The following is a 19,869-nucleotide window of genomic DNA, read 5'->3' as shown; positions in this document are numbered from 1 at the left end:
GCCCGCCCCTCAACCGGCGCCGCCGGGCCGCCCCGCCGCTTGCCGCCCGTCCCGCCCCTGCCTATGATCCGCGCCATGACCGACGACTACGGATATCCGCACCGCCACCTCCTTGGCATCCAGGGTCTTTATCCCTGGCAGATCAAGGACCTGCTCGACCGCGCCGACGCCTATGTCGACCAGTGCCGGTCGGCCGAGAAAAAGTCCGACGTGCTGCGCGGCCGGAGCATGGTCAACCTGTTCTACGAAAGCTCGACGCGCACCCGCACCAGCTTCGAGTTGGCGGGCAAGCGGCTGGGGCTCGACGTCATCAACATGGGCGTCTCGTCGTCCAGCGTGAACAAGGGCGAGACGCTGATCGACACCGCCGTCACGCTCAACGCCATGCACCTGGACGTGCTGGTGGTGCGCCACGGCGACTCCGGCGCGGTGCAGCTGCTGTCGGAAAAGGTCAACTGCGCGGTGGTCAACGCCGGCGACGGCAGCCACGAGCACCCCACCCAGGCGCTTTTGGACGCCCTGACCATCCGCCGCCGCAAGGGCCACCTGGACAACCTGCACGTCGCCATCTGCGGGGACGTGCTGCATTCCCGCGTCGCACGGTCGAACATCTATCTGCTGACGGCCATGGGCGCGCGGGTGCGCGTCATCGCCCCGCGCACCCTGCTGCCCAGCGGCATCGAGGAGTTGGGCGTGGAGGTCTTCACCGACATGCGCGCAGGCCTGAAGGACGTGGACATCGTGATGATGCTGCGCGTCCAAAACGAGCGCATGGCCGGCAGCTACATCCCGTCGATCCGCGAATTCTTCCACTTCTTCGGACTGGACCGCGAAAAGCTGGCGCTGGCCAAGCCCGACGCGCTGATCATGCACCCCGGCCCCATGAACCGGGGCGTGGAGATCGACAGCGACGTGGCCGACGACATCGAACGCTCCGTCATCCGCGAACAGGTGGAGATGGGCGTGGCCGTGCGCATGGCCGTCATCGACAAGCTGGTCCTGAACGCCCCCAACTTCGCCAACGGAGCCGCCTGAGATGCCGCAGAAGGCAACCGGCCGCGTCGCCTATGTGAACGCCCGCCTGATCGACCCCGCCACCAACACCGACACCATCGGCGGCGTGCTGACGGTGCGCGAGACCATCGCCGCCATGGGGCCGGACGTGGTGCGCGGCGGCGTGCCCGCCGACGCCAAGATCATCGACTGCCAGGGCGCCTGCCTGGCCCCCGGCCTGGTGGACATGCGCGTGTCCCTGGGCGAGCCCGGCGAGGACCACAAGGAAAGCCTGCGGTCGGCCGGCGAGGCCGCCGTGGCGGGCGGCGTGACCAGCATGGTCTGCCTGCCCAACACCAGCCCGCCCATCGACAGCGAGGCGACCGTGGAGTTCGTCGCCCGCCGCGCGCGGCTGATCGGGCTGGCGAAGGTCTACCCCTACGGCGCCGCCACCCAGGGCTGCGAGGGCAAGGTGATCTCGGAGATGGGGCTCTTGAGCAACGCCGGGGCCGTCGCCTTCACCGACGGCATCCTGCCCATCGCCGACCCCCAGGTCATGCGCCGGGCGCTCGCCTACGGCGCCACCTTCGGGCTGCTGGTCTGCCAGCACGCCGAGGAGCGCGCGCTGTCCGGCGGCGTCATGAACGGCGGCGACCATGCCACGCGGCTCGGCCTGTCCGGCATCCCGCGCGAGGCCGAAGTGATCATGCTGGAGCGCGACATGCGCCTGGTGAAGATGACCGGCGGGCGCTACCACGCCGCCCACCTGACCTGCGCTGAAAGCCTGGACGTCATCCGCCGCGCCAAGGACGCCGGGCTGGACGTCACCTGCGACACCGCGCCGTTCTACTTCGCCCTGAACGAGATGGCGGTGTCGGACTACCGCACCTTCGCCAAGCTCAACCCGCCGCTGCGGGGCGAGGACGACCGGCGCGCGGTGATCCAGGCGCTGAAGGATGGCGTGATCGACTGCATCGCCTCCGATCACCTGCCGCAGGACCAGGACACCAAGCGCCTGCCCTTCAACCAGGCCAGCTTCGGCGCCATCGGGCTGGAGACGCTGCTGCCGATCTCGCTGGAGCTGTACCACAACGGCCACCTGACCCTGCTGGAGGTGCTGCGCGCCCTGACCGTCGCCCCGGCGAAGCGCCTGGGCCTGCCGGGCGGCACGCTGGCGCCGGGGGCGCCGGCGGACTTCTTCCTGTTCGATCCGGACCGCGCCTGGAAGGTGACGGCGGACCGCCTGAAGTCCAAGTCCAAGAACACGCCGTTCGACGGCCGCCCCGTCCAGGGCCGCGTGCTTGCCACGGTCATCGACGGACGGACGGTGTTCGAGCATCATGGGTAGCATGACCCCGGAACTCCTGCTCATCGCCGCCGGCGTCGCCGGCTACCTGCTCGGCTCCATCCCCTTCGGCCTGGTCATCACCAGGATGCTGGGCCTGGGGGACATCCGCGCCATCGGCTCGGGCAATATCGGCGCCACCAACGTTCTGCGCACCGGAAACAAGGGCGCGGCGCTGGCGACGCTGATCCTGGATTCGGGCAAGGGCGCCATCGCGGCGCTGATCGCGCGCTACGTCCTGGCCGCCACCATGAGCCACGACCTGGGGGTGGAGGCCGGCATCATCGCCGGTGCCTGCGCTGTGCTGGGCCACAACTTCCCCGTCTGGCTGGGGTTCAAGGGCGGCAAGGGCGTGGCGACGACGCTCGGCACCCTGCTCGCCACCGCGCCTTACGTGGGGCTGGCGGCCTGCGGCATCTGGCTGCTGACGGCGGTGGTGACGCGCTATTCGTCGCTGGCCGCCCTGGTATCGCTGACGGCCGCCCCCGTGCTGGCGTGGTTCCTGGCGACTCCGGCCCACGCGGCGGCCTTCGCCCTGCTGGCGGCACTGGCGTGGATTCGCCACCGCGAAAACCTGCGCCGCCTGCTCAACGGCAGCGAGAGCCGCATCGGCGACAAGAAGAAGAAGGCGTGAGCCACCGACTCGCGCGTGGCGATTGACGACGCTTCCATTCCCGCGCAACCTTTGCGCGCCATGACGCATCATCGCCGCTCGCTGAGCCCCGCCGAACGCCTGGACTGGCTGCGCCTGATTCGCAGCGAGAACGTGGGCCCCGTCACCTTCCGCCGCCTGCTCGACCGTTTCGGCAGCGCCGGCGAGGCCCTGCGCGCCTTGCCCGACCTGGCCCGGCGCGGCGGGCGCACCAAGGGCGTGCGCATCTGCCCCAAGGCCGACGCCGCCCGCGAGCTGGAGGCCGTCGACCGATTCGGCGCTCGCATCCTGGGAACCGGCGAGCCCGGCTATCCCGCCCTGCTGGCGGAGGTGGAGGACGCGCCGCCGCTTCTGCTCATGCTCGGCAGCCCGCACCTGTTCGAGCGCCCGACCGTCGCCATCGTCGGCGCCCGCAACGCCAGCCTCAACGGCTGCAACTTCGCCCGCCGGCTGGCGGTGGACCTGGCGGAGACGCACGGCTTCCTGGTGGTGTCGGGTCTGGCACGCGGCATCGACACCGCCGCCCACCAGGGCGCCCTGAAAGGCGGCACCTGTGCGGTCATGGCGGGCGGGGTGGACGTGATCTACCCGCCGGAGAACGACCGCCTGCATGCCGCCGTCGCCGCGCAGGGGGTGGTGGTGTCCGAACAGCCGCTGGGCACCGAGCCGCAGGCCCGCCACTTCCCCCGCCGCAACCGCATCATCAGCGGCATCGCCCGCGGAGTCGTGGTGGTGGAGGCCAACCAGCGCTCGGGCTCGCTGATCACCGCACGGCTGGCCGCCGACCAGGGGCGCGAGGTGTTCGCCGTGCCGGGATCGCCCCTGGACCCGCGCTGCGCCGGCACCAACGGGCTGCTGAAGGACGGCGCCCATCTCGTGCAGCACGCAGGCGATGTTGCGGCCGTTCTGGAAGGCCTCGCAGCCTATGAACCGGCGGGCGGAGAACCGCCGTCCGCACCGCCCGGACCACCGCCCGATCCCAGCGATTCACAGCGCGGGAAGGTGCTCACCTGCCTGGGTGCCAACCCCGTGAGTGTTGACGAAGTGATCCGGCAGTGCCAATTGTCACCCCCTGTGGTCGCCATGATTCTGCTGGAGCTGGAGCTGGCGGGCCGCCTGGAACGGCATCCTGGGAACCGTGTGTCCCTGCTGTACTTCGGATAAACGCGGGCGTTCGCGCGTCCCCTTCGGCACAAGGACTGTCCCCGTCTCATGCATCTCGTCATCGTCGAGAGCCCGGCGAAAGCCAAGACCATCAACAAGTACCTGGGATCGGATTTCCAGGTGCTGGCGTCCTATGGGCACATCCGCGACCTGCCTGCCAAGGACGGCTCGGTGCGGCCCGACGAGGACTTTGCCATGGACTGGACGGTCGACGGCAAGTCCGAGCGCCACATCAAGGAGATCGTCTCCGCGGCGCGCACGGCCGACACCGTCTTCCTCGCAACCGACCCCGATCGCGAGGGCGAGGCCATTTCCTGGCACGTGCTGGAGGAGCTGCGCCGCCGCCGGGTGCTGAAGGACACCGACGTCAAGCGCGTGACCTTCAACGCCATCACCAAGTCGGCGGTGATGGACGCCATCGCCAACCCGCGCGACCTGGACCAGGAGCTGATCGAGGCCTACCTGGCCCGCCGCGCCCTGGACTACCTGGTGGGCTTCACCCTGTCGCCGGTGCTGTGGCGCAAGCTGCCGGGCTCGCGCTCGGCGGGCCGCGTTCAGTCCGTCGCCCTGCGGCTGGTGTGCGAGCGCGAGGCCGAGATCGAGCGCTTCGTCCCGCAGGAGTACTGGACGGTCGACGTCGCGCTCAAGAACAAGGACGGCCAGCCGTTCTCGGGCCGCCTGACCCACCTGGACGGCCAGAAGCTGGACAAGTTCGGCCTGAAGGACGAAGCCTCGGCCAGTGCCGCCAAGGCCGCCATCGAGGCCGGCGCCTTCAAGGTCGCCCAGGTCGAACGCAAGCAGAGCCGCCGCAACCCGGCGCCGCCGTTCACCACGTCGACCCTTCAGCAGGAAGCCAGCCGCAAGCTGCACTTCTCGGCCAAGCAGACCATGCAGACCGCCCAGCGCCTGTACGAGGGCGTGGACATCGGCGGCGAGACGGTGGGCCTGATCACCTACATGCGAACCGACGGCGTGCAGATGGCGCCCGAAGCGATCGAGAGCGCGCGCGGCTACATCGGCCGCGAGTTCGGCAAGGACTACCTGCCCGGCAAGGCGCGCGAGTACAAGACCAAGGCCAAGAACGCCCAGGAAGCGCACGAGGCAATCCGCCCCACCGAGATCATGCGCCATCCCTCCACCGTCGCCCGCTCGCTGGACCGCGACCAGTTCCGGCTTTACGAGTTGATCTGGAAGCGGACCGTCGCCAGCCAGATGGAAAGCGCGGTGATGGACCAGGTGGCCGTCGACATGACCGACGGGTCCGGCAAGACCACCCTGCGCGCCAACGGCTCGGTCATCCGCTTCGACGGGTTCCTCAAGCTCTACCGCGAGGACCGCGACGACGACGCCGAGGACGAAAGCAGCCGCATCCTGCCGCCGCTCAACGAGAACGACCCGGTGGAGCGCGGCAAGGTCACGCCCGAGCAGCACTTCACCCAGCCGCCGCCGCGCTACACGGAAGCGTCGCTGGTCAAGAAGATGGAAGAGTTGGGCATCGGCCGCCCGTCCACCTACGCCAGCGTGCTCGCCGTGCTGCAGGACCGCAATTACGTGAAGCTGGAACAGCGGCGCTTCGTGCCCGAGGACCGGGGCCGCGTGGTGACGGCGTTCCTGGAAAGCTTCTTCAACCGCTACGTCCAGTACAACTTCACCGCCGACCTGGAAAACCAGCTGGACGACATTTCCGGCGGCCGGGCGGACTGGAAGGAAGTGCTGCGCCTGTTCTGGCAGGACTTCAAGGCGGCCGTCGAGGACATCCAGGGCCTGCGCGTCTCCGACGTGCTGGACGCCCTGGACAAGGACCTGGGCCCGCATCTGTTCCCGAGCCGCGAAGACGGCACCGACCCGCGCGTCTGCCCGTCGTGCTCCGACGGACGGCTGTCGCTGAAGCTGGGCAAGTTCGGCGCCTTCATCGGCTGCTCCAACTACCCGGAATGCCGCTACACCCGGCCACTGGCCGAAAGCGCCGGCGACCCCAAGGAGGAACAGGCGGGCCTGGCGGAAGGGCCCAAGCTGCTGGGCCAGGACCCGGAGACGGGCAAGGACGTCACGCTGCGCAAGGGGCCCTACGGCGTCTACGTGCAACTGGGCGAGCCCGAGGGCGAAGGCAAGCAGAAGACCAAGCCCAAGCGCGCCAGCCTGCCGCGCGGCATGGACCCCGCCGACGTGGACCTGGAAAAGGCGCTGAAGCTGCTGGCCCTGCCCCGCAAGGTCGGCCCGCACCCGGAAACCGGCGAGCCCATCCTGGCCGGCATCGGGCGCTTCGGGCCGTACCTCAAGCATGGCGACGCCTACAAGTCGATCGGCAAGGACGACGACGTGCTGGAGATCGGACTGAACCGCGCCGTCGTGCTGCTGGCCGAGGCCAAGACGCGCAAGACCGCCAAGCCGCTCAAGACGCTGGGCAAGCACCCCGACGACTCCGTCGAGATCACGCTGCACGAAGGGCGCTACGGCCCCTACGTCCAGCACAACAAGACCCGCGCCACCCTGCCCAAGGACAAGGACCCGGAAACGGTGACGCTGGACGAGGCGGTGGAGCTGATCAACGCCAAGGCGGCCAAGGGCGGCAAGAAACCCGCTGCCAGGAAGGCTCCCGCCAAGAAGACGGCGGCGAAGAAGGCCGACGCCGAGGGTTCGGCCACCACCGCCAAGAAGGCCCCGGCGAAGAAGCCCGCCGCCAAGAAGGCCACGGCCGCCAAGAAGACCACCGCCGCCGCCAAGAAAGCCCCTGCCAAGGCTCCGGCGCGCAGGAAGACGGGCACGGACGAATAGGCCGCGTCGGGCGTTGCCCCTTCACAGCCGCGCCCACGTCATGACCAGATAAAGGACCCGGATTGACAAAGCCGAAACAGCCCGCCCCGCTGCCCACCAAGGACCAGGTGCTGGAGTTCATCAACGAGAGCCCCGGCAAGGTGGGCAAGCGCGAGATCGCGCGGGCCTTCCACATCGGCAGCCAGGACCGGGTGTGGCTCAAGAAGATCCTCAAGGATCTGGCCGAGGAAGGCGCCATCGAACGTGGCCACAAGCGCCAGTTCCACCGCCCCGGCGCCCTGCCCGACGTGCTGGTGGTCGAAGTCATCGCCATCGACCCGGAAGGCGGACTGGTCGCCAAGCCCGTGACGTGGACGCAGGAGGACACGCCGCCCCGCATCCTGCTCACCGACCGCAAGAGCCAGGCCATGGGCCGGGGCGACCGCGCCCTGGTGCGTGTGCGCCGCATCCGCGACGACCTGTACGAGGGCAAGCTGATCAAGCGCCTGGCCGGCGCGCCGAACCAGGTGCTGGGCGTCTATGAGACCGGCGCCGAGGGCGGTCGCCTGGTCCCCACCAGCAAGCGCGAGAAGACCGAATACCTGGTTCCCGCCGGCGACACCATGGGCGCCGACCCGGGCGAGATCGTGCTGGCCGAGGTCCTGCCCGGCCGCCGGCTGGGCCTGCGCCTGGCCAAGGTGGTGGAGCGCCTGGGCCACACCGGCGAGGCCAAGTCCGTCAGCCTGATCTGCATCCACGAGAACGACATCCCCGTCGAGTTCCCGCCCGAGGCCCTGAAGCAGGCCGAGGACGCCGAGGCCGCGACTCTCGGAAAGCGCGAAGACCTGCGCGCCATCCCCTTCGTCACCATCGACGGCGAGGATGCGCGCGACTTCGACGACGCCGTCTTCGCCGAGGCCGACGACGCCGAGGACAACCCCGGCGGCTTCCGCATGATGGTCGCCATCGCCGACGTCGCCCACTACGTCCGCCCCGGCGACCCGCTGGACCGCGCGGCGTTCGAGCGCGGCAACAGCGTCTACTTCCCCGACCGCGTCGTGCCCATGCTGCCCGAGGCCCTGTCCAACGGCTGGTGTTCGCTGCGGCCCAACGAGGACCGGCCGGTCATGGCGGTGCGCATGCGCATCGACCGCCACGGCAACAAGCTGGACCACGCCTTCACGCGCGGCATGATCCGCTCCAGTGCACGGCTCACCTACACCCAGGTGCAGAACGCCATGGACGGCATGGCCGACGAGCTGACCGGCCCGCTGGTGGAACCGGTCCTCAAGCCCCTCTACGGCGCCTTACACGCGCTGGCCGAGGCCCGCGACCGTCGCGGCACGCTGGACCTGGACATCCCCGAGCGCCGCATCCTGGTCAATGACGAGGGCGAGGTGACGGGTGTCGTCATCCGCCCGCGCTTCGACAGCCACCGCCTGATCGAGGAGTTCATGATCCTCGCCAACGTCTGCGCGGCGGAGGAACTGGAGAAGCACGACACGCCCTGCATGTACCGCGTCCACGACGAACCCGCGCCCGAACGCCTCCAGGCCCTGCGCGAGTTCCTCGACAGCATGGACCTGACGCTGACCACCGGCACCATCAAGCCCCACCACTTCAACAAGATCCTGGAGTCGGTGAAGGGCAGCCCCGACGAGATCATCGTGAATGAGGTCGTGCTGCGCAGCCAGGCGCAGGCCGTCTACAGCCCCGAGAACCTGGGCCACTTCGGCCTGGGCCTGCGGCGCTATGCCCACTTCACCTCGCCCATCCGCCGCTATTCCGACCTGGTCGTCCACCGCGGCCTGATCCGGGCGCTGGGGCTCGGCAAGGACGGGCTGACGGACGAGGAGATGGAGCGGATGGAGCCCATCGGCGAGCACATCTCCATCACCGAGCGCCGCGCCGCCACCGCCGAACGCGACGCGGTGGACCGCTTCGCCGCCGCCTGGCTCGCCAACCACGTCGGCTCGCTGTTCTCGGGCCGCATCCGGGGCGTCAACCGCTTCGGCCTGTTCGTGGAACTGTCGGAAACCGGCGCGAGCGGGCTTGTGCCCATCTCCACCCTGCCCGACGACTACTACCTGCACGACGAGGCCCAGCACGCACTGATCGGCCGCAAGTTGCGACGCACCTACCGGCTGGGCGACCTGGTGACGGCGCAGCTCATGGAGGCCAGCCCGCTGACCGGCGGCATGCTGTTCCACATCGTCGAGGAAAAGGGCCACGCCGGCGTGCGCAAGCCGGGCGAAACGGTGGACCCCTCCACGGGCGCCCGCAAACCCGCCGGCAGCGTCGGCCGCCAGCGTCGGGTGAAGGCGGCCAAGGACACGCGCCGCGTCAAGGTGGCCGGCCGCGTCACCGCGAAGGGAAAGAAACCGGGCAAGGGTGGTAAAGTAAGCCGGAAGACCAAGCGCTGACGCGGCGCTTGCCAACTCACGCGGGCCAAATCGCCGGCCGCCTTCACGGTTTCTCAACTTTGCCGCGGGCATGATGGGGAAGTGAACGGGGGATCCGGCGCATTCCCTTCTTGTAAGGCTGCCCCACCGCATGTTTCTATGACAGCGGTGCGAGGGAAAGGGTATGGCTTAGGCCGCATGAGCATCCGCAAGAAAATGTCCCGCCCGGCTTACGGTCTTCATCGCGCGGTCCTTCTGGTGGCCGCCCTGACGGCCGCCGCCTGCGCACCCAGCGAGGGCCCGCGCCCCGCCGGTGCCGCCGGACCTGTTTCGGCTGCCATTCCCGCCGCCTCCGTGCGGCCCGCCATAGCCTTCCCCAACCACGACGCCGAGCGCGTGTTCGCCTACGGCTTCAGCGCCATCACCGGCCGCTACATCAATGACGTCAGCGCCCGCGATCTGGCGCTGGAGGGGCTTCGCGGCCTGGGCGGAATCGACCCTGCGCTGATCGCCGACACCACCGCCGACGGTCGGGTGGAGTTGCGGACCACCGGTGGCGTCGTCGCGTCCCTTCCCGCCCCCGCCAACGACGACGCCCGCGCCTGGGCCCGCGCCGTGGCCGACATGGTGGCCGACGCCCGCCGCGTTTCGCCGCCGCTGGCCGCCGCCGACACCGAAGCGGTCTACGAGGCCGTCTTCGATGCCGCCCTCGGCTCTCTCGACATGTTCTCGCGCTATGCCGGTGCGGAAGAGGCGCGCGACCACCGCGCCAACCGCAACGGCTTCGGCGGCATCGGCATCCGCTATGTGCGCGGCAAGACAGGGCTGGAGGTGCGCGACGTGTTCGACGAGGCACCGTCCAGCGGCCTGCTGTTCATCGACGATGTCATCACCGCCGTCAACGGCATCGACCTGGGCGGGCTGGAGACCACGCAGGTCAAGAAGATGCTGCGCGGTCCCATCGACAGCACGCTGACCCTCACCGTTTCCCGCCCCGGCATCGCCCAGCCGGTACGCGTGCCCATCCGCCGCGACCTGGTGGTCCCCCGGACCGTGACCCTGGCGACCGAGGGCGACAGCGCCATCATCCGCATTTCCAGCTTCAACCAGCGCACGGCCGAAAGCGTGCAGAAGGCCGTCGCCCAGGCCCGCGCGGAACTGGGGCCGAACCTGCGCGGGCTGGTGCTCGACCTGCGCGGCAACCCCGGCGGCCTTCTTGACCAGGCGGTGGAGGTTTCCGACCTGTTCATCGACCACGGCCCCATCCTCTCCACCCGCGGCCGCCATCCCGAAAGCCGCCAGTACTACAATGCCCGGCACGGCGACATCGCAGCCGGCCTGCCCATGGTGGTGCTGGTGGACGGGCGATCGGCCTCCTCGGCGGAAATCGTCTCGGCGGCCCTCCAGGACCAGGGCCGCGCCGTGGTCGTCGGCACCACGTCCTACGGCAAGGGCACCGTGCAGACGGTGGTGCGCCTGCCCAACGACGGCGAGATGACGCTGACGTGGTCGCGATTCCACAGCCCGTCGGGATACGCCCTGCACGGACTGGGCGTCATGCCCTCGCTCTGCACCGCCTACGGCAACACCGGCGACGGCAGCGACACCGTGGCACTGGCCGACGCCTCGGCCGCGCTGATGGCAGAGGAAGGCGAGACCGACGCGTCCGAAGGGGGCTTCATCAACGCCACGCATACCGACGCCGCCACCGACGGCAACGACCTGGGCCGGCGCGTCGAGCAGCTTCTGCGCGCCCAGGCCGACGTCGATGCCATGGTGCCAACCCAGTACGCGCAATGGCGCTCCACCCCCCTGGAAGACACCGAGGGACGCCGCAAGCTGCGCACGAACTGCCCACCCAAGAGCCACGCCGGCAACGAGGTCGACCTGGCCCTTGGCGAACGCCTGGTGCGCGAGCCCGCGCTGTACCGCTGGGCGCTGGGCCTGACGGCGGATCACGTCACCGCGCGGCGGTAAAGCACTGACGCGCTTGGGCTGCCGCCCAGACCCGCTCGGGGGCGGAAGCCCCGATCCCCCACTTCTTCTCAAAGTAAGGCCGGAGCACGCCGCCGCCGTCCCGCCTCGGCCAAAGGAATCGGGAGCGCGAGGAGCCGTACTCCTCGCAAAACCCACCGCGCGCCAGCGCGGACCGGTACCGGGCGCTGTCGCGCTTGGGCTGCCGCCCAAACCCGCTCGGGGGCGGAAGCCCCCGCCCCCCCACTTCTTCTCAAAATAAGGGCCGGAGCGCGCCGCCGCCGCCCTGCCGCAGCCAAAGACAACGGGAGCGCGAGGAGCCGTGCTCCTCGCAAAACCCCATCGCGCGCCAGCGCGAGCCGGTACCGGGCGCTGACGCGCCTGGGCTGCCGTCCAGACCCGCTCGGGGGCGGAAGCCCCGATCCCTCACTTCTTCTCAAAGTAAGGCCGGAGCACGCCGCCGCCGTCCCGCCTCGGCCAAAGGAATCGGGAGCGCGAGGAGCCGTGCTCCTCGCAAAACCCACCGCGCGCCACCGCTAAGCCCCCTTACCCGCCGCCAGGCTTGACTGCGCGATGGCGTTCGGCGCGCACGGCCTCGGCGGTGCGGGCGAAGTCGGGGCTGTGGACCAGGCGCTCCAGCGACACGGTCAGGCGGCGCTGCCAGTTGGGGTATTCGTCGACGGTGCCCGGGACGTTCACCTGACTTTCCTCCATGGCGAGGTCGTCCAGGTTGACCAGCATCAGCCGCGACGGCGCCCGCGCCAGGAAGCGGTGGACGCCGAGGATCAGTTCGCGCAGATCGTCGCCGGGAAGGTGTTCGTCCTCGGGAAAGTCCTCGCGCACCAGGCCCTGGTCCTTCAGCGCCGCCACCAGCAGCGCGCGATCGTCCGCGCGGGCCTTCATTTCCTCCTCGCGCGAGGTCCCGGGGCCGACCAGGTTGCGGTCGTGGCGCAGCGCGATGTCCCAGCAGCGCCAGTGGCCGACGATGGTGAACAGGTCGTGCGAGGTGGGCGTGGCGACGGCCAGTTCAGGATAGGCTTCGGGGCGCTTGAACAGGCCGCCCTCGTACCGCTCGAAATAGAACAGGCGGTAGGACAGCACGTCCTCGCGCGCCATGCGCTCGCGGAAGCCGTCCGGGACGGTGCCCAGGTCCTCGCCGATGACCATGCAGCAGTTGCGGTGGCTTTCCAGCGCCAGGATGCCCAGCAGGTCCTCCATGGGATAGCTGACGTAGGTGCCCTGCTTGGCGCTCACCCCCGGCGGAATCCAGTACAGGTGCTGCAGCGCCATGGCGTGGTCCATGCGCAGCGCCCCGGCGTGGCGCATGTTGGCGCGCACCATCTCGATGAACGGGCCGTAGCCCATCTCCCGCAGTTTCAGCGGATTGAGCGGCGGCATGCCCCAGTCCTGGCCGCCGTGGGCCAATTCGTCGGGCGGGGCGCCGACGCGGGCGCCGACGGCATAGACGCCGGGGTCCATCCAGGTGTCGGCGCCTTCGGTGTCCACGCCTACCGCCAGATCGCGGTAGAGGCCGATCGTGGGACCGCCGGCGGCGTCCTTCAGCGTCCCGGCCGCCTCGGCCAGTTGCCGGTCGGCCTCGAACTGGAGCCACAGGTGATAGTTGACCCGCTCCATGTGCTCGGACGCGAAGGCCAGGACCGGCTTACCGGCCGGGTTCCGGTACTCCTCGGGCCACTGGTGCCAGGGGGCGCCGTCGAAGTGCTCGTGCAGCGCCATGAAGACGGCGAAACGGTGCAGCCGGTAGCCGCCCTCGTCCAGGAAGGCCTGATAGGCCGCCACGCGCGGATGGTCGGCCGGCAGCGCGCGGAAATGCTTGTGCAGGACGCGCAGGATCTCGTGCTTGAGGCCCGAGACGGCGGCATAGTCCACGTCGCCGGCCTTGCGCGCGGCATCCAGGCGGTCGCAAAAGGCGGTGTCGGCCATCAGCGCCTTGGCGTCGGCGCTCTCCTCGGCCTCCGGCACGGCCTGCACGTCGATGTAGAGCGGATTGAGAAACAGCCGGCTCGACGGGCTGTAGGGGCTGATGTGCAGCGGATTGGCCGGGAACAGGCTGTGCAGCGGGTTCAGGCCCACCACATGGCCGCCGTTCTGCGCGACCCCCTGGGCCAGCGTGCGCAGGCTGGAGAAATCGCCCATGCCCCAGTCGATGTCGCTGCGCACGGAATACAACTGGCAGGCCACGCCCCAGGCGCGGTTGCCGTTCACGGCGGCGGGCGGCGTGTAGCAGGCGGTGGGGCAGACGATCACCTTGCCCTCCGCCGCCACCGCGCCGTCGGCGTCGATCAGGCGCAGGGTGTGGTAGCCGTGCGCCATGTGCGAGGGCAGCGGCAGGCTGCGGCGCTCATAGGCAATGCCCCCGATCTCGGCCTCGTCGATGGTCGCCAGGTCGCCGGGATCGGCGGTGCCTGTCATCTCCAGGCCGTCTTCCTGGATCAGGGTCCAGTTGTAGACGACGTCGCGCCGGTCGCGGCGGTGGGTGAGCGTGGTGGCGAGTTGCGCCCCGGTGGTGCGCAGGACGGTGGCCGGCGGCAACAGGCGGCCCCAGTCGCGGCGCTCCAGGTCTTCGAGGCTGCGCGCGGTCTCGTCGGCGTCGGAAGCCGGCACGCCCAGGGCGGCCAGCAGCGCCTTCACGTCCGCCTCGTCGGCCTCGTGCCGGTTGCCGAAGATGTCGTGATAGGCCGGCTCGATCCCCGCCTTCTCGGCCAGGCGTGCCAGCGTGTCGACGTACTCCATATCGGTCCCCTCGCCTGTCGTTCCGAAGGTGTCTCCTCCGGGACGGTAATGCCGTTTTCTTCAGTCTCAACGCCCTGGGAGGCGCATCACGCTCGCCGATCGCTCGTCCGGCGCCCTGATCGTCCGCGCAGGCCCCGGCGCTCCTGCGTGAACACCGCCATGGCGTGCGGTCCCAGCGGGTAGACCTCGCCGGGGTCCACCACCTTGCGCGGCCCTTCCACGCCCGCGCGCATGGTGTCGAACAGGCGCACCCAGGGCCCGCCGTAGGCCTCGGGCGGCAGGCGGAAGGCGATGGGGTCGATGCCGGCGTTCATCAGCACCACCACCTGGTCCTTGTGGTCGGCGTGCGCCGCGCCGTCGCCGATGTCGCCCAGGTGGAAGCCAAAGCAGCGCAGCATGGGGGCGTTCCAGTCCGCGGGCGTCATCTCCTGCCCCGCCGGGGACAGCCAGGTGATGTCCTTGACCGGTCCGTCCTCGCCCAGCAGCGCACCCCTGAAGAAGTGCTTGCGGCGGAAGGCCGGGTTGGCGCGGCGCAGGTGCACCAGCATCCGCGCGAACGCCAGGAAATCCATGTCCTCGTCCCGGCCCAGCGACCAGTCGATCCAACCGATCTCGTTGTCCTGGCAATAGGCGTTGTTGTTGCCGCGCTGGCTGTTGCCCAACTCGTCGCCGCCCAGGATCATGGGCACGCCCTGGCTGAGCAGCAGGGTGGCGAGCAGGTTGCGCTTCTGCCGGTAGCGCAGGTCCAGCACGTCGGGGTCGTTGGTCGCCCCCTCGACGCCGCAGTTCCACGAGATGTTGTTGTCGGTGCCGTCGCGGTTGTTCTCGCCGTTGGCCTCGTTGTGCTTGGCGTTGTAGCTGACCAGGTCGGCCAGCGTGAACCCGTCGTGGGCCGTGATGAAGTTGATGGACGCCGTCGGGCCGCGCCGGCTGTAGATGTCGCTCGACCCCGCCACGCGCGTCGCCACCGACGGACCCTGGCCGGGATCGGAGCGCCAGAAGGAGCGGATGTTGTTGCGGAAGCCGTCATTCCACTCGCGCCAGCCGGGCGGAAAGCTGCCGACGCGATAGCCGGCGGGGCCGATGTCCCACGGCTCGGCGATCAGCTTGACACCGTTGAGCACCGGGTCCTGGCGCACGGCGGCCATGAACGGGTGGTTGGCGTCGAAGCCGTGGATGTCGCGCCCCAGCGCCGGCGCCAGGTCGAAGCGGAAGCCGTCGACGCGCATCACCTCCGCCCAGTGGCGCAAGGAGTCCATGACCATCTGCAGCACGCGCGGGTGCGTCAGGTTCATGGTGTTGCCGCAGCCCGAGTGGTTCTCGTAGTACCGCGGATTCTCCGGCACCAGATGGTAGTAGCTGGCGTTGTCGAAGCCGCGGAGGCTGATGGTCGGGCCCAGTTCGTTGCCCTCGCAGGTGTGGTTGTAGACCACGTCCAGGATGACCTCGAGCCCCGCCTCGTGGAAGCGGGACACCATGGTCTTGACCTCGTCCAGGCTGCCGGACGACAGCAGGCGCGGCGCCGGCGCGAAGAAGTTGTAGGGGTTGTAGCCCCAGTAGTTGGTCTTCCCCAACTCCACCAGGTGCGGTTCGTCGGCGTAGGCGTAGATGGGCAGAAGCTCGACCGACGTCACGCCCAGGTCCACCAGGTGGCCGATCATCGGCTCCGACGCCAGGCCCGACAGGGTGCCGCGGATGGGGGCCGGCACGTCGGGGTGCAGCATGGTGGCGCCGCGCGGGTGCAGTTCATAGACGATGGTTTCCGTCCAAGGCGTGCGCGGGCGGCGGATGCGCTCGTTCCAGGGGAAGGCGTCGTTGACCACCACGCCCTTGGGAATGGAGCGCGCGCTGTCGCGCCGGTCGAAGGACAGGTCCCCGCGCGAGCTGCCCAGGCGGTAGGCATAGCACGACGGCGTCCACTTCACCTCGCCCGACAGCGCCCGCGCGTACGGATCAACCAGCAGCTTGTTGGGGTTGAACCGCATGCCGCGCGGCGGATCGTAGGGCCCGTGCACGCGATAGCCGTACAGTTGGCCGGGCATCAGGTCGGGGATGTAGCCATGCCACACCGCGTCGGTGCGTTCCGGCAGGCGGATGCGTTCCTGCTCGCGGCGGCCGGTGGTGTCGAAGAGGCACAGTTCCACGGCCTCGGCGTTTTCCGAGAAGACGGCGAAGTTCACGCCGTGGCCGTCCCACGTCGCACCCAGCGGATAGGGCGCGCCGGGCTGCAGGGATCGGCGGTGCGGGTGGCTCATGGTCCGTCCTTGACAGGCGGCGCGGCGGCGACGGCGGCGGCAATGCCCGCGGATCGCGCGGGCCCGAAGCGGCAAAAGGCGGCGGGACGGCCGGACGCCGTCACAGCGCCCACCGCCCCTGATGCCGGCGCAGGTGGCGGCGCGTCAGGTTTCGCCGGTGGTGGTGGGCTTCTTGGCGGGGCCGGCCTTGCCGGCGGATTTCGGCGTCGGGGCCTTGCGCTGCTTCGGCCCGGCGGTTCCGGCCGCGGCCGTCTTCTTCGCGGCGGTGGTGCCGGTCTTGGCGCGCGTCTTGGTGGCGCTGGCGGCGGTGGCCTTGCCGCCGGCCTTGGCGGCCTTGGCGGGGCTTTTCTTCGGCGCCGGAGTGCCGGCGGCGGGCGACTCTGCGACGGCGTCGGCGGCGCGGGTGGCGCGCTTGCGGGCGGTGGGCTGGGCCTGGTCGGCGGCGGGCGCCTCGGTGGCCATCACCTCCTTCTCGGCCATGTACCAGAACTCGTCGTTGCGGTCCTCGGGGCAGCCATGAGCCTCCCACAGCTCATAGGCCCGGCGCCGAATCGCATCTTCCAGAGAGGGCATGTGCGTCACCTTTCCTGTGTTCCGCCTGGGCATTCCCGGTAATCCACGGCTCACGCGGCCGCGGGGTTCACTCTACACGCAACGGTGGGGCCGGAAAACAAGCGACGACGCACCGGGTTGCGCGGCGGCCGCGGGATAACGGCTTGAAAATGCTCAAGCTTCTCGAAGAACATCGAACCGAAACGGAAATTTCATTGAAGATCATAGGGTTATCCGCGCCGCCCCAAACGAAAACCGCCGCCCCGGTAGCCGGGGCGGCGGTGTCCATGTCAGCCCGTGAAGGCCCGAAGGATCACTTCAGGGTCTTCATGTAGGCGATCACGTTCTGGCGGTCGTCTTCCGGCTTCAGCTTGAAGGTCATCTTCGAGCGGGCCGAAGAATCGCCGGAGACCTCACGCAGGTGGGCGGTGGGGTCTTCCAGATAAGCCATCAGGTTGGCGTCGTCCCAGGTCAGGCCGGCATCGACGGCGGCCTGGAAGCCCTTGGAGTACTTGAAGCCTTCCGCGGTGCCGGGACCACGCTCGATGACGCCGAACAGGTTGGGGCCGACCTTGTTGGGGCCGCCTTCCTCGAAGGTGTGGCAGGCGATGCAGCGCTTGGCGACCTTTTCGCCGGCGGCGGCATCCTGGGCGGCGGCGCCGGTGGCGGAAACGCCGAGGGCGGCCAGGGCCATGCCGGCCATCACGATGGTCTTCTTCATTCCCGAACTCCTTCCGAATGCTTTAATGCATTAACACGTTCGTCTGCGGGACGCCCCCGGCGCGACGCCGCGGACTCCGTGATGAATGGATGATGAACGGCGCAAACCGTACCGGGAAACCGCAAAAGACACAAGGTTGCCGCCTCCTCCATCCGATCGGTACTGCGCCGAGTCGGCCTCATCCGATCGTTACGGTCGCCGACGAATGTGGCGCCTTCGTGGTCGGGCACCGCCGTAAAATCTTCGTGATTGCGTGATCCCATGCCTTTCGCGGGGCGTAGACCTGCAGGAAGATCAGCCGTCGAGGCGCGCCGCAGCGGGGCCCGGACCTGCACGCAGGGCGCGAGGAAGTCGGCGACGGATAAACTTGACAAATTCAATCGGGTTTTTATAGCCTGGAAGCGTTAAAAACAAGAATACGAGAGTTGGGACCGCCCGTGCGCAGGGCAAAGAAGGCCGGACCCGGAGACGGGCGACGAACGGTCGGCGGCGGCGGTGGATAGGACCGGGATCTGTTAGTCTGGCGAAGAGGTGGAGCCATGGCGTCCAATCTTTCCTTACCGGTCATCGCGTCGGAGGACGGCCTCGCGCGGTACATGGAGATGATCAAGCGGTACCCGCTGCTGGATGCCGAGCAGGAAGTCATGCTCGCCAAGCGGTATCGCGATCACGACGACGAAGAGGCCGCGCACCTGATGGTGACCAGCCACCTGCGACTGGTGGCCAAGATCGCCATGGGCTACCGGTACTACGGCCTGCCGGTGTCCGACCTGATCGCCGAAGGCAACCTGGGCCTCATGCGCGCGGTCAAGAAGTTCGAGCCGGACAAGGGCTTCCGGCTGGCGACCTATGCCATGTGGTGGATCAAGGCCAGCATCAACGAATACGTCCTGAACTCGTGGTCGCTCGTGAAGGTCGGCACCGTCGCGGCCCAGAAGAAGCTGTTCTTCAACCTCCGCCGCCTCAAGGCCAAGCTGGGCGTCTACGAGGAAGGCGACATGAGCCTGGAGAACGCCCGCGCCATCGCCGAGGAGCTGCGCGTCAACGAGTCCGACGTGGTCGACATGAACCGTCGCCTGTCGCGCCAGGACTCCAGCCTCAACACGCCGGTCGGCGAGGACGGCGACCTGCAGCGCCAGGACCTGCTGGTGGACGAGGTGCCCAACCAGGAAACCATGCTGGCAGAGGCCGAGGAACGCCGCCTGGGCCGCCGCCTGCTCAAGGATGCGCTGGAGCACCTGAACGACCGCGAGCGCCACATCATCATGCAGCGCCGCCTCAAGAGCCAGCCGACGACGCTGGAGGAGCTGGGCAAGCACTACGGGATCTCGCGCGAGCGCGTACGCCAGATCGAGAACCGCGCCTTCACCAAACTCCAGACGGCCGTGAAGACCGCCGCCGAGGCGCTGGAAAGCCGGGGAGCTGCCGTCAGCATTCCGATCTGACCGGCCGCAGCATCATCATGCAAGGGGCGTCCCGCACGGGGCGCCCCTTTTTCGTGCCGCTTTCCCAAGCACTCCGCCTGCACCCCCGCGCATCGGACACGGCACTGCCTGATTCCTGTGCGGTGCAGCAAGCCTCGTCTGCACAGATTTTGTGCACATCATGAGGTATCGATGAACCTGCACAATTTCCGCCCAACCTAAGCTGCTGGTTTTCCTCCCGTTTCCCGCCCTCCTCCTGATTGGCACGGCCCTTGAAGAGACAAGGGCCTGAGCGTCCCGTGCCACACGGCGACTGGGGGCGAATGGGCGCGGCCTTGGCCGCGCGATCCATGGAGGGAAAACCGATGAAGCTAGTGATGGCGATCATCAAGCCGTTCAAGCTCGACGAAGTCCGGGAGGCGCTGACGCCGCTGGGCATCCAGGGCCTGACGGTCAGCGAGGTCAAGGGCTTCGGCCGTCAGAAGGGCCAGACCGAGATCTACCGCGGCGCCGAATACGTCGTGAACTTCCTGCCCAAGGTGAAGCTGGAGGTCGCGGTCAACGACGACATGGTCGACCGCGTCGTCGAGGCGATCCAGACCGCCGCGAATACCGGCAAGATCGGCGACGGCAAGATCTTCGTGCTCGACCTGCAGAAGGCCGTGCGCATCCGCACCGGCGAAGCCGACCTCGAAGCGCTCTGACCGACACAGGGGGATGCATCACATGAACCGCAAGTCCACCATGCTCATGGCCGGCGCGCTCGCGGCGGTCGCCATGACCGCCGCCGCCCCGGCGCACGCGGAGGTGTCGGCCGAGACGGCGTTCACCTTCAACACGTTCTCGTTCCTCATTCACGGCGCCATGGTGTTCTTCATG

13 protein-coding genes are annotated in these 19,869 nt (G+C 69.0%); 9 read left to right on the top strand and 4 right to left on the bottom strand.

Annotated features, from left to right (window positions below):
- Window positions 1-75 precede the first annotated feature (75 nt).
- From C882_RS00220 to C882_RS00190, 7 genes are all read left to right on the top strand, one after another.
- Window positions 76-1,035, top strand: coding sequence for an aspartate carbamoyltransferase catalytic subunit (locus C882_RS00220; RefSeq protein WP_085952408.1), 960 nt, complete (start codon window positions 76-78; stop codon window positions 1,033-1,035).
- 1 nt (window position 1,036) lies between these two features.
- Window positions 1,037-2,341: a dihydroorotase gene (gene pyrC / locus C882_RS00215; protein ID WP_009538497.1), complete on the top strand. Its 1,305-nt coding sequence runs from the start codon at window positions 1,037-1,039 to the stop codon at window positions 2,339-2,341.
- Window positions 2,334-2,972, top strand: coding sequence for a glycerol-3-phosphate 1-O-acyltransferase PlsY (gene plsY / locus C882_RS00210; protein WP_043642720.1), 639 nt, complete (start codon window positions 2,334-2,336; stop codon window positions 2,970-2,972). The genes pyrC and plsY overlap by 8 nt, the downstream gene beginning before the upstream one ends.
- Before the next feature lie 60 nt (window positions 2,973-3,032).
- Window positions 3,033-4,154, top strand: coding sequence for a DNA-processing protein DprA (gene dprA, locus C882_RS00205; protein WP_043642717.1), 1,122 nt, complete (start codon window positions 3,033-3,035; stop codon window positions 4,152-4,154).
- Window positions 4,155-4,202: 48 nt separating this feature from the next.
- Window positions 4,203-6,929 carry a type I DNA topoisomerase gene (gene topA, locus C882_RS00200; protein WP_009538494.1) on the top strand — a complete coding sequence of 909 codons (2,727 nt, stop codon included), beginning with the start codon at window positions 4,203-4,205 and terminating at the stop codon, window positions 6,927-6,929.
- Window positions 6,930-6,991: 62 nt separating this feature from the next.
- The gene (gene rnr / locus C882_RS00195; RefSeq protein ID WP_009538493.1) at window positions 6,992-9,331 is read left to right on the top strand and encodes a ribonuclease R; all 2,340 of its coding nucleotides are present in this window, start codon (window positions 6,992-6,994) and stop codon (window positions 9,329-9,331) included.
- A 195-nt stretch (window positions 9,332-9,526) separates the two neighbouring features.
- On the top strand, window positions 9,527-11,287 hold the full coding sequence (locus C882_RS00190; protein ID WP_152415148.1) for a S41 family peptidase: 1,761 nt from the start codon (window positions 9,527-9,529) through the stop codon (window positions 11,285-11,287).
- Window positions 11,288-11,830: 543 nt separating this feature from the next.
- Here the strand turns inward: C882_RS00190 and malQ are convergent.
- The 4 genes from malQ to C882_RS00170 form a co-directional block, all read right to left on the bottom strand.
- On the bottom strand, window positions 11,831-14,038 hold the full coding sequence (gene malQ / locus C882_RS00185) for a 4-alpha-glucanotransferase (RefSeq protein ID WP_009538491.1): 2,208 nt from the start codon (window positions 14,036-14,038) through the stop codon (window positions 11,831-11,833).
- Window positions 14,039-14,124: 86 nt separating this feature from the next.
- A complete protein-coding gene (gene glgX, locus C882_RS00180) occupies window positions 14,125-16,293 on the bottom strand; it encodes a glycogen debranching protein GlgX (protein ID WP_009538490.1) in 2,169 nt (722 codons plus the stop codon).
- Between the two features lie 144 nt (window positions 16,294-16,437).
- Complete coding sequence (locus tag C882_RS22700) at window positions 16,438-16,866, bottom strand: DUF2934 domain-containing protein (RefSeq protein WP_009538489.1); 429 nt, start codon at window positions 16,864-16,866, stop codon at window positions 16,438-16,440.
- 292 nt (window positions 16,867-17,158) lie between these two features.
- Complete coding sequence (locus tag C882_RS00170) at window positions 17,159-17,566, bottom strand: c-type cytochrome (RefSeq protein ID WP_009538488.1); 408 nt, start codon at window positions 17,564-17,566, stop codon at window positions 17,159-17,161.
- A 539-nt stretch (window positions 17,567-18,105) separates the two neighbouring features.
- Between C882_RS00170 and rpoH the strand changes: the two genes are divergently transcribed.
- A complete protein-coding gene (gene rpoH / locus C882_RS00165) occupies window positions 18,106-19,011 on the top strand; it encodes an RNA polymerase sigma factor RpoH (protein WP_009538487.1) in 906 nt (301 codons plus the stop codon).
- A gap of 344 nt (window positions 19,012-19,355) precedes the next feature.
- Window positions 19,356-19,694 (top strand): P-II family nitrogen regulator, encoded by a 339-nt coding sequence (glnK, locus tag C882_RS00160; RefSeq protein WP_009538486.1) that lies wholly within the window; start codon window positions 19,356-19,358, stop codon window positions 19,692-19,694.
- Window positions 19,695-19,869 lie beyond the last annotated feature (175 nt).

Origin of the sequence: Caenispirillum salinarum AK4, assembly GCF_000315795.1 — a bacterium.
Taxonomy (GTDB): domain Bacteria; phylum Pseudomonadota; class Alphaproteobacteria; order Rhodospirillales; family Rhodospirillaceae; genus Caenispirillum; species Caenispirillum salinarum.
Note: the sequence above shows the minus strand (reverse complement) of the source record. Positions and strands in the feature narration are given on the sequence as shown.

Coding starts and splice junctions, on each gene's coding strand:
- C882_RS00220 (WP_085952408.1), top strand. CDS start 76: ATGACCGACGACTACGGATATCCGCACCGCCACCTCCTTGGCATCCAG.
- pyrC (WP_009538497.1), top strand. CDS start 1,037: ATGCCGCAGAAGGCAACCGGCCGCGTCGCCTATGTGAACGCCCGCCTG.
- plsY (WP_043642720.1), top strand. CDS start 2,334: ATGGGTAGCATGACCCCGGAACTCCTGCTCATCGCCGCCGGCGTCGCC.
- dprA (WP_043642717.1), top strand. CDS start 3,033: ATGACGCATCATCGCCGCTCGCTGAGCCCCGCCGAACGCCTGGACTGG.
- topA (WP_009538494.1), top strand. CDS start 4,203: ATGCATCTCGTCATCGTCGAGAGCCCGGCGAAAGCCAAGACCATCAAC.
- C882_RS00190 (WP_152415148.1), top strand. CDS start 9,527: ATGTCCCGCCCGGCTTACGGTCTTCATCGCGCGGTCCTTCTGGTGGCC.
- malQ (WP_009538491.1), bottom strand. CDS start 14,038: ATGGAGTACGTCGACACGCTGGCACGCCTGGCCGAGAAGGCGGGGATC.
- glgX (WP_009538490.1), bottom strand. CDS start 16,293: ATGAGCCACCCGCACCGCCGATCCCTGCAGCCCGGCGCGCCCTATCCG.
- C882_RS22700 (WP_009538489.1), bottom strand. CDS start 16,866: ATGCCCTCTCTGGAAGATGCGATTCGGCGCCGGGCCTATGAGCTGTGG.
- C882_RS00170 (WP_009538488.1), bottom strand. CDS start 17,566: ATGAAGAAGACCATCGTGATGGCCGGCATGGCCCTGGCCGCCCTCGGC.
- rpoH (WP_009538487.1), top strand. CDS start 18,106: ATGGCGTCCAATCTTTCCTTACCGGTCATCGCGTCGGAGGACGGCCTC.
- glnK (WP_009538486.1), top strand. CDS start 19,356: ATGAAGCTAGTGATGGCGATCATCAAGCCGTTCAAGCTCGACGAAGTC.